10 protein-coding genes are annotated in these 8,226 nt (G+C 63.0%); 4 read left to right on the top strand and 6 right to left on the bottom strand.

Annotated elements, in window-relative coordinates:
• Nucleotides 1–282, top strand: a 282-nt coding sequence (locus FN369_RS11125; protein WP_178087716.1) for a hypothetical protein, incomplete at its 5' end; no start/stop codon positions are given.
• 30 nt (nucleotides 283–312) lie between these two features.
• Here the strand turns inward: FN369_RS11125 and FN369_RS06240 are convergent.
• The 3 genes from FN369_RS06240 to FN369_RS06230 form a co-directional block, all read right to left on the bottom strand.
• Nucleotides 313–1,452 (bottom strand): transporter substrate-binding domain-containing protein, encoded by a 1,140-nt coding sequence (locus FN369_RS06240; RefSeq protein WP_142525328.1) that lies wholly within the window; start codon nucleotides 1,450–1,452, stop codon nucleotides 313–315.
• Nucleotides 1,453–1,510: 58 nt separating this feature from the next.
• Nucleotides 1,511–2,308 (bottom strand): homing endonuclease associated repeat-containing protein, encoded by a 798-nt coding sequence (locus FN369_RS06235; protein ID WP_142525327.1) that lies wholly within the window; start codon nucleotides 2,306–2,308, stop codon nucleotides 1,511–1,513.
• 68 nt (nucleotides 2,309–2,376) lie between these two features.
• A complete protein-coding gene (locus FN369_RS06230; protein ID WP_142525326.1) occupies nucleotides 2,377–3,414 on the bottom strand; it encodes a glycosyltransferase family 9 protein in 1,038 nt (345 codons plus the stop codon).
• A 64-nt stretch (nucleotides 3,415–3,478) separates the two neighbouring features.
• Here FN369_RS06230 and cysK point away from each other — a divergent pair, with 64 nt between their 5' ends.
• The 3 genes from cysK (at nucleotide 3,479) to FN369_RS06215 (ending at nucleotide 5,981) form a co-directional block, all read left to right on the top strand.
• Nucleotides 3,479–4,444, top strand: a complete 966-nt coding sequence (gene cysK, locus FN369_RS06225) for a cysteine synthase A (RefSeq protein ID WP_142525325.1) — start codon at nucleotides 3,479–3,481, stop codon at nucleotides 4,442–4,444.
• 161 nt (nucleotides 4,445–4,605) lie between these two features.
• Nucleotides 4,606–5,442, top strand: coding sequence for a sigma-70 family RNA polymerase sigma factor (locus tag FN369_RS06220; RefSeq protein ID WP_142525324.1), 837 nt, complete (start codon nucleotides 4,606–4,608; stop codon nucleotides 5,440–5,442).
• Nucleotides 5,439–5,981 (top strand): adenine phosphoribosyltransferase, encoded by a 543-nt coding sequence (locus FN369_RS06215; protein WP_142525323.1) that lies wholly within the window; start codon nucleotides 5,439–5,441, stop codon nucleotides 5,979–5,981. Before FN369_RS06220 ends, FN369_RS06215 begins: the two co-directional genes overlap by 4 nt.
• Nucleotides 5,982–6,043: 62 nt before the next feature.
• Here the strand turns inward: FN369_RS06215 and FN369_RS06210 are convergent, their stop codons facing one another.
• The 3 genes from FN369_RS06210 to rlmN all read right to left on the bottom strand — a co-directional run.
• Nucleotides 6,044–6,370 carry a DMT family protein gene (locus FN369_RS06210; protein WP_142525322.1) on the bottom strand — a complete coding sequence of 109 codons (327 nt, stop codon included), beginning with the start codon at nucleotides 6,368–6,370 and terminating at the stop codon, nucleotides 6,044–6,046.
• A 70-nt stretch (nucleotides 6,371–6,440) separates the two neighbouring features.
• Entirely contained in the window at nucleotides 6,441–7,031 is a 591-nt protein-coding gene (locus tag FN369_RS06205; RefSeq protein WP_142525321.1) for a hypothetical protein, read from the bottom strand.
• 110 nt (nucleotides 7,032–7,141) lie between these two features.
• Nucleotides 7,142–8,226 (bottom strand): dual-specificity RNA methyltransferase RlmN (gene rlmN / locus FN369_RS06200; RefSeq protein WP_342799716.1); only part of this gene is annotated, 1,085 nt, incomplete at its 5' end.

The raw sequence follows: 8,226 nt of genomic DNA, 5'->3' as shown, positions 1-8,226 counted from the left end.
GGCGGCCGCCTCTCGGTCGCCCTGGCTGTCGGAGGCATCTTTTTTTGGATCGCAGTCGGCTTTCTCGAGTTGATCCTTCGAGCGACGGACAGCCAGACGGAGCTCACCTCCGAGTTCCTCGGGTTGTGCGCCGTAACCGGGTTCATGCTCAATGCCTCCGGGATCCTCATCGGTGCGCTGGCCCTGAGCCGAGGAAAGCTTCCCAAGACCACCTGTCTGATCGGGGTCTCCGTCAACGCGCTGCTCGCACTCTTGGTGTTGGCCTTCATCCCGCTCTTTTGACCGCTCGCCCGGCCGTTCGATCCGTTCCTCTCAAAAGCTCTGGCGCACTCGGGAGCTCAGCTGGCCGATTCGGCGGATGATCTCCTCGTTGATCGGCCCGAGCAATGGGCTGCCGCGCGGCAGGGCGAAGGCATAGTCGATCCGTTCCAGCGGCCGCGGAACCACGACGATCTCGCCGGCATAAGCGGTCCGAACCAAGTAGCGCAGCGCCGGCTCGCGCATCACGGCGGCGTCGATCTTCCCGGCGGCCAAGGCGGCCAGGCACTCCCTCGCCGAGGGGAAGGAGCGCGCATGGATCTTCTCCCCGCCCAAGAATTTCTCTCCCATCCCTCCGCGAACGCAGCCCAAGCGGAGCTCTTCCAAGTTCCGCCCCTGGAGGGATCGGTTGTTCACCTTCTCGACGGCGACGGCGGCGGTTACCCATGCGGTAAAGAAGGAAACCAAGACGACGCCGACGAACATCCAGACCAAGGCGATCGCCCTCCCTTTCGGGGTCCGGGGTACTTTGTCCCCATAGCCGATGGTCGTCATGGTCACGGCCGCCCACCAGAAAGCGCTCCCGATGCCGTGGATGGTCTTTCCTCCGAAATGCTCCGGATTCTCCTTTCTCTCCACGAGCCAGAGCAACAACCCGGCGACGAAGGTCGCCAAAAGAAGCCCGCCCATCACGTAGGCGAACTCGCGACTCAAAAGAAAATGGACGATCGCCCATGCGGTGCTCGCCCGCTCGGAACGAAACGCCACCGCCAAGGCGGAGGGATAATACGGGTAGCTGTAGGAAATCTCCCGCGCCTGCCCCGGCGTCACGGCGATCCCCAGGGCAACGAGATCGACCCTGCCTTCCTTCAAGGCGCGCAGGGAAGCCGACGGATCGACGGGGAGCTCGACGAAGCGGTAGCCCAAGCCGAGATCCCCGGCGATCTCCCTCCACAAGTCGACGGCGAAGCCGCGCCATTCCCCCAGCGAATCGCGCTCCGCAAACGGCGGCTCCTCGGTGACGCCGACGCGCAGGGTCCGGGAAGGCGTGATGCCGGAGGGGGGAGCGTCGCCCGCGGCCCGCCCCGATCCGATGCCCGCCACGAGGAGCAGGAGGAGAAGCGGCAGGAAACATCCCCCCTTCCGCCAGCCGATCCGGCGCCGCGACCCCTCAGGACCAGGACCGCGCCTCATGGCTCGCCGATCTCCTTCGCTCAGCTGGCGAGCGGCCTACTCATTCGAAATTCCGCCCCTAATCGCGCTTGGCCGCCTCTCCCACGGCCGCCTGCACCGCCTCTCTCCAACTTCCGAAAAAGCGGCGCTTGCAAGCCGCGGCGAAGAGGGAAGGCTCCCGATTGCGCACTTCGGTGCTGGTCAGCGGAACCCCTCGCTCCCGCAAAGCGCGGATTTGATTCACGATCTCGGCCTGGGTCCACCGTTTCCGCTTCCGGATCTTCGCGTAATCGAGCCCGGCGCGCTCGACGGCCGCACCCCAGCTCCCGAATCGCCGCCTCGCGGTGGCGATCAGCGAGTTCGCCCGCTCATCCATGTGCTTCGAGCTCAAATCCTCGCCTTCGGCATGGAGCCGACGGATCTCGCGCAGGATATCGGCTTCCTTCCAGGATCGGTATCGGTAGATGTCCGCCGGCGCAAGCCCTGCGGCGAGAAGGGCGTTCTTCCAACTGCCGAAGTAGACCGGCCGGATCGCGGCATAGACCATCGGCGCGTAGGGGCTGAGCATCAGCGCCCGAAAGGAGAGATCCGCCCCCTGCGCGTGGAGGGCGCGAATCCGCTCGACGATGTGCTTCTTGGACCATCGTTGGTAGCGCCGAACCTCGGAATAGGAAATTCCCGCGGCTTCGACCGCCTTTTCCCAGCTGCCGAAATACCGAATTCCCGCGGCAAGGAGCTCCTGGTAGTGCTGCCGCATGTAGTGCGAATAGAGAGGACGACCGCGTCGATGCCAAGCACGGATCTCCTGGAGGAGAATCTCTTCGCTCCACTCCCGATTCTTTCCCTCTGCCTCTGCCGGAGCTTCGATCGTTTTCATAGTTCTCTTAAACAACAACGATAGCCTTGACACGATCTTCTGTCAATTATCTTTCCTAATGAAAGCACCTATCGTGCCATCTCTTCGCATCCTCTGCACATTGCTTCCAACTTCTCGCGAACCAGAGCGGGAGGAATGTCGGAAAGGCAGGCTACGGGCCGCTGCTGCGGGCAGCTCGTCCGCCAGCAAGGGGAACAGCGCGCCGCCGAAGAGAGCACGCGGACGTTCTCTCCCACCGCCGCGGACTCCCGCCAATCGGTCGGACCGAAAAGGATGAGGGTCGACACCCCGAGCGCGGCCGCCAAATGGGCGGGACCAGAATCGGGTCCCACCACCGCCGCGGCATTTCCCAAGAGGGCCATCATCCGATCGATCGGAAGCGGGCCGCGCAGGTCGGTCACATTTTTCTCCTCCAGCGGAAACCATGGACCCATGCCCATCACGACAAAGGAGAGATGGGGAAGGGATCGGACCAGTTCCGCGTAATGCCGCCACGGCCAGAGCTTGGTCTTCCAGCGCGCGTAGGGATGGAGAACCACGTAGGAGCCCTTGCGCAAGCCCGGAATCTCCAGGGCTCCGGCGCAGAGACCATAATCCGGCGGCCCGGCCGGAATCCCCAGGTGGCGCAGGAAAGCCAGATATCGCTCCTGAGCCGGGGGCGGCGGCGGCATGACCCGCTCGCGGTAGACGAGGATCGACCCTTCTCGGCCATTCCACGGCCCGATCCGGCGCTTCGATCCGCTCAGCAGGCAGAAGAGCCCGCTGCGCAAAAGGCCCTGCAGGTCGAGGAGGAGGTCGTAGCGCTCTCGGCGAACAAAGCGGAGGCATCGAGCCAGATCGCGGAGGAGTTCGAGCCGGGTCGCCCTCCGGCGCGGGAACTCGAGAAAGCGGTCGATCGCGGGGTGGTTCGTCAGAAGATCGCGGTAGGGCTCGAAAGCCATCCAGTGAATTTCCGCCGATGGCCAGCGGCGCCGCAACCCCGCCGCCACCGGCAACGCTTGAACGACGTCTCCCAGCGAGCTGAACTTGAGGATGAGAATCTTGCGCGGAGAGGGGTCGCTCCCTCGAATCCGCTCCGCCCGAGGCTCGGAAATCGCTCTGCTCATTCGTCTCTCTTTCGGCCGAGGCGACGCCTTGACAGATATGCCATAACTCCATAGAGAATCATACATGTCGATCTATCCCTCGGTCATCGCGACCATCGGACGCACGCCCCTCATCCAGATCAACCGGATCACACGAGGAATCGAGGCCACGCTAGCACTCAAGGCGGAGTTCTTCAACCCGCTCGGCAGCGTAAAGGATCGGATCGGGGCGGCGATGATCGAAGCCGCCGAAAAACAGGGGCTGCTCGACCCGCAGACCGAAATCATCGAGCCGACTTCCGGCAACACGGGGATCGCTCTTGCTTTCGTGGCGGCCGCCAAGGGATATCGCCTTACCCTGACGATGCCCGAGAGCATGAGCCAGGAACGCCGCACCCTATTGGCGCTCTTGGGGGCCAACTTGGTGCTGACGCCGGCGGCCGAAGGGATGGCCGGGGCGATTCGGCAAGCAATCGCCCTAAAAGAAAAGCGGGGAAAGGCCTGGATTCCGCAGCAGTTCGAAAATCCGGCGAACCCGGAGATCCACCGACGGACCACGGCGGAGGAACTTTGGTCGGACACGGCGGGAGCGATCGACATTTTCGTCGCGGGAGTCGGCACCGGGGGCACGATCTCCGGCGTGGGAGAGGTGTGGAAAGCCCGCAAGCCCCAATTCCGGACCGTCGCGGTCGAGCCGGCCGGCTCTCCAGTGATTTCCCAGACCCTGCGCGGCGAACCCATCAAGCCCGGCCCGCACAAGATCCAAGGGATCGGAGCGGGCTTCGTCCCGAAGAATCTCAATCTCTCGATCGTCGACGAGGCCTTTCCGGTCGCCGACGCCGACGCCTTGGCCATGGCGCGCCGTCTCGCCGAAGAGGAAGGGATTTTGGCGGGTATTTCCACCGGGGCCACGGTACATGCGGCCCTCGAGGTGGCAAAGAGGCCGGAAAACCGTGGAAAGCGGATCGTCGCGGTGGGCGCGAGCACGGGGGAGCGTTACTTGAGCACCGCGCTGGCCGAGGAAGCCCGCCGGCGCGTGGGCGCGGCATAAGCCATCGGGCTCCCCAGGGCAACCGCTCGGAGCCGGCGCTCCTTTTCCACTCCCTTTCCGTCCGCTCTCTTGACGAAGCCGACCGCTTTTTTGATTGCGCAGCCGCCCTTCCGGCTCAATCCTAAACAATCAGGCCGCTTCTTGCGTATCACTGATTCGGCATGATCGATAACGACTCTGCTCTCAAGCTCTACTTGCGGGAAATCAGCCAAATTCCCCTTCTCCGCCGGGAAGAAGAGGTGGAGCTCGCCCATCGTATCCAAAAGGGAGATGCGGCCGCCCGTCAAAAGATGATTCAAGCGAACCTCCGCTTGGTCGTAAAGATCGCGCACGATTACGCGACGAGCGGCCTGCCTCTGCTCGACCTGATTTCGGAAGGAAACATCGGCTTGATGAAGGCCGTCGATCGCTTCGATCCCTCCAAGGGCGGGAAGCTGAGCACCTATGCCGCCTGGTGGATCAAACAGTCGATCAAGCGAGCCCTCGCCAACCAGAGCAAAACGATTCGACTCCCGGTGCACTTGGTGGACAAGATCGCCCGCATGCGGCGGACGGCGATTCGGCTGGCCGAGGAGTTCGGCCGAGAGCCGACCGACGAGGAGTTGGCGCAGGAGCTGGGCATTTCCGCCACCAGAGTGGGTGAACTCCGCACGATCGCGATTCAACCGGCCTCGCTCAATGCATCGGTCGGCGAAGAAGAGGACGGCACATCGCTCGGAGAGCTCGTGAAGGACGAGAGCGCTATCGATCCGGCTGCGATCATCCAGAGCGAGAACTTGAAAAAGACGGTGATGGACCTCTTGCCGGCCCTCGACGCCCGGGAGCGGAAGATCCTCGCGCTCCGCTTCGGGCTCGAAGGGAACGAGGAGATGACCTTGGAGGAGATTGGCAAGAAATTCCACGTAACGCGGGAACGGATTCGCCAGCTCCAAAACATCGCTTTGCGGAAGGTTCGTCGGGCTTTGGAGAAGAAGGAGAAGCGCCAACTCACCCGATGACTTTCCTCCTCCAAAGCACCCTTTCCCGATTAAAGGAGAAGGTCCGGACGATTCCCGATTTCCCGGAGAAGGGAGTCCTCTACCGGGATATCACCCCCCTCATCGGAGACGGTCAATTCTTCCGTCTCGTCATGACGATCTTCCTGGAACGGTATCAGCGGCGCAAGATCGACAAGATCGCCGCGATCGATGCGCGGGGATTCATCTTCGCCGGAGCTCTCGCCCACATCCTCGGGATCGGGCTCATCCCGATTCGCAAGAAGGGAAAGCTCCCCTTCCAGACCTTCGAATCCGAATACGCCTCCGAATATGGAGTCAATACGCTGACCATCCACCGGGACGCGGTGGAGAGAGGCGAGCAGGTGCTGATTCTCGACGACGTCCTCGCGACGGGCGGAACGGCGGAGGCGGCGGCGAAGCTCGTGGAGCGCTGCGGAGGCACCCTGGTGGAGTTGGGCTTTCTCATCGAGCTGCGCGAGTTAAAAGGCAAGGAGCGGCTCCGCCGCTATCCCATCTACTCGATCCTGCAGTTCCCCTAGCCGCATCCTCGGAAGCTCTCCCCCATGGCTTGCAAGCTGGCTCGCCCGACGAGCGGCGCGCACTAGCCTTTGAAGGCGAAGTAGACTGCGGCCACCAGGAACCCGTAGGCGACGAGGAGATTCCAGCGGGGTACGGCCCCAAAGAGGAAGTAGGCCAAGACCGTGAAGACGACGAGAGTGATGCACTCTTGCAGGACCTTGAGCTGGGTCACGGAAAACTCGTAGGAGCCGATCCGGTTGGCCGGCACCTGAAAGACATACTCGAATAGGGCCAGCCCCCAACTCGCCACAATCGCAAGCAGGAGCGGCTGCTCCCGGAACTTCAAATGGCCGTACCAGGCGAGCGTCATGAAGATGTTCGAGACAACGAGCAAGAGGATCGTTTTCATGTCGAGCCAGCGCGGAAACCGGCGCTCCTTGGAAGAGCTCGGTCCGACCCGTGCTGCAGCGCCGAAGGCGCTACCGCGGCCCTTCGGGGAAGCTCATCGACATCGTTCGGTACCCGGCGGGGGGTTCGAAGAGATCGGTCGGCTGGGGACCCGCTTGGTATTGCTCCCAATCGACCAGGGTCTTTCCGTCCACCGGAGCCACCCGCACGGGATACTTATCCGTCTCGTCTACCCAGACATAGAGGCTCCTTCGGGCTCCTTTCGCCAGGTACTTCCCGCAGGAATGCCCGCGGATCGTCTCCTTCCCTTGAAAGAGCCAAGAGGCTCCTCCCTCGCCCGGGAGACCGAGGTTGGGAGAAGAGCCCGTGTCCCGATAGCTGCTTTCCAAAATGAGCTTCTGCGCGGGTAGGATCGTGTAGACCTTCTTCCGGTCCTTCCGCAAGACGATGATTTGCGTTTCGGGACCTTCCTGGGACTCGAGCCGAAGCTTGTCGCCGTCCCGATAGAGGTGCTGGACGAGCGTCGTCCGCCCATCGATCTGGACTGTCTGAACGACGGAAAAGCGGTCGGGCAGGTTGTAGGGCTCCTTCGTCTCTTGGCCGAATCCGGAAGGAAGCGTGCAGGCCCAAAGGAAAGCCGCGATCAGAGCGGCGGATCGCATCGAAACGATCGCCTGGGGATTGGAGTGGCCCATGTGGCTGTGGGGCGAACCTACAAATCTTTTCGCTTCTCGACCAGCAACAAATGCGGGAAGCGCCAGAAAACGATCGATCAGCGATCGGCCGGCATCGGCGGGGAAGAATCTTGGGCGGCCGCCAAGCGGAGCTGACCGCAAGCGGCGAAGATCTCCTCTCCTTTTCTCCGCCGCAACGTGACGAGGCAGCCGCTCCTTTGCAGGAGGCTCTCGAAGCGATTCACCCGGACCGGACCCGGACGCTCCCAAGGTAACGACTCTACCCGGTTGTAGGGGATCAAGTTGACCTTCGCCCGCAGCCGGCGGGCGATCCGGCCCAAGCGCGCGGCATCCTCGTCCGAATCGTTAACTCCGGAGAGCAAGATGTACTCCAAGGTGATTCGCTGCCGCTTTCTCCTACTATATTCTTCACAGGCGTCGAGGAGCAGCGCGAGGGGATATTTCCGGTTGATCGGCATCAGCCGGGAGCGGAGCGAATCGCTCGCGGCATGGAGAGAGATCGCGAGCCCCACCGACAACGGCTCTTCGGCCAACCTTCGGATCTCCGGAACCAAGCCGCTGGTCGATACGGTGATCCTCCGGGGACTCATGGCAAAACCCCAAGGGGCCGTGAGGAGGCGGAGGGATCCCAACAGGGAATCCCAGTTCGCCAGCGGCTCGCCCATTCCCATGAAAACCAAGTTGTCGACGCGCCTGCCGACCGCTTCTTCCGATTGGAGGAGCTGCTCCACGATCTCGCCCGTGGAAAGGTTCCGCCGGAAGCCCAGGAGGCCGCTGGCGCAGAACGCGCATCGGTGCGCACAGCCGACTTGGCTCGACAGGCAGAGGGTGAGCCTGCCGCAGGAGGCATCCGATTCCGCGGGGATCAGGACGCTTTCGACCGCATCGCCTTCTTCCAGCTCCCAGAGGAGCTTTTGGACGCCATCGGCATTCTGGAGACGGCGAACCATCCGCAGGGATCGCAGCCGATACCGATCGCTCAGCTCCGCCCGCAAGGAGAGAGGCAGGCTCGTCATCTCTTCGAAGGAGACGGCCCGCTTTTCGAAGACCCATCGGCTCAGGACCGCGCGCCGGTAGGCGGGGCCGCTTCCCATCTCCCACTCCTCGGGAGTCTGGTCGAGCAGGTGGGCTTTCCTGGCGAGCTGCACCGGCAGGCGCGCGC

It is taken from the genome of Methylacidimicrobium cyclopophantes (assembly GCF_902143385.2).
Classification (GTDB): domain Bacteria; phylum Verrucomicrobiota; class Verrucomicrobiia; order Methylacidiphilales; family Methylacidiphilaceae; genus Methylacidimicrobium; species Methylacidimicrobium cyclopophantes.
Note: the sequence above shows the minus strand (reverse complement) of the source record. Positions and strands in the feature narration are given on the sequence as shown.

Coding starts and splice junctions, on each gene's coding strand:
- cysK (WP_142525325.1), top strand. CDS start 3,479: ATGTCGATCTATCCCTCGGTCATCGCGACCATCGGACGCACGCCCCTC.
- FN369_RS06235 (WP_142525327.1), bottom strand. CDS start 2,308: ATGAAAACGATCGAAGCTCCGGCAGAGGCAGAGGGAAAGAATCGGGAG.
- FN369_RS06210 (WP_142525322.1), bottom strand. CDS start 6,370: ATGAAAACGATCCTCTTGCTCGTTGTCTCGAACATCTTCATGACGCTC.
- FN369_RS06230 (WP_142525326.1), bottom strand. CDS start 3,414: ATGAGCAGAGCGATTTCCGAGCCTCGGGCGGAGCGGATTCGAGGGAGC.
- FN369_RS06215 (WP_142525323.1), top strand. CDS start 5,439: ATGACTTTCCTCCTCCAAAGCACCCTTTCCCGATTAAAGGAGAAGGTC.
- FN369_RS06220 (WP_142525324.1), top strand. CDS start 4,606: ATGATCGATAACGACTCTGCTCTCAAGCTCTACTTGCGGGAAATCAGC.
- FN369_RS06240 (WP_142525328.1), bottom strand. CDS start 1,452: ATGAGGCGCGGTCCTGGTCCTGAGGGGTCGCGGCGCCGGATCGGCTGG.
- FN369_RS06205 (WP_142525321.1), bottom strand. CDS start 7,031: ATGCGATCCGCCGCTCTGATCGCGGCTTTCCTTTGGGCCTGCACGCTT.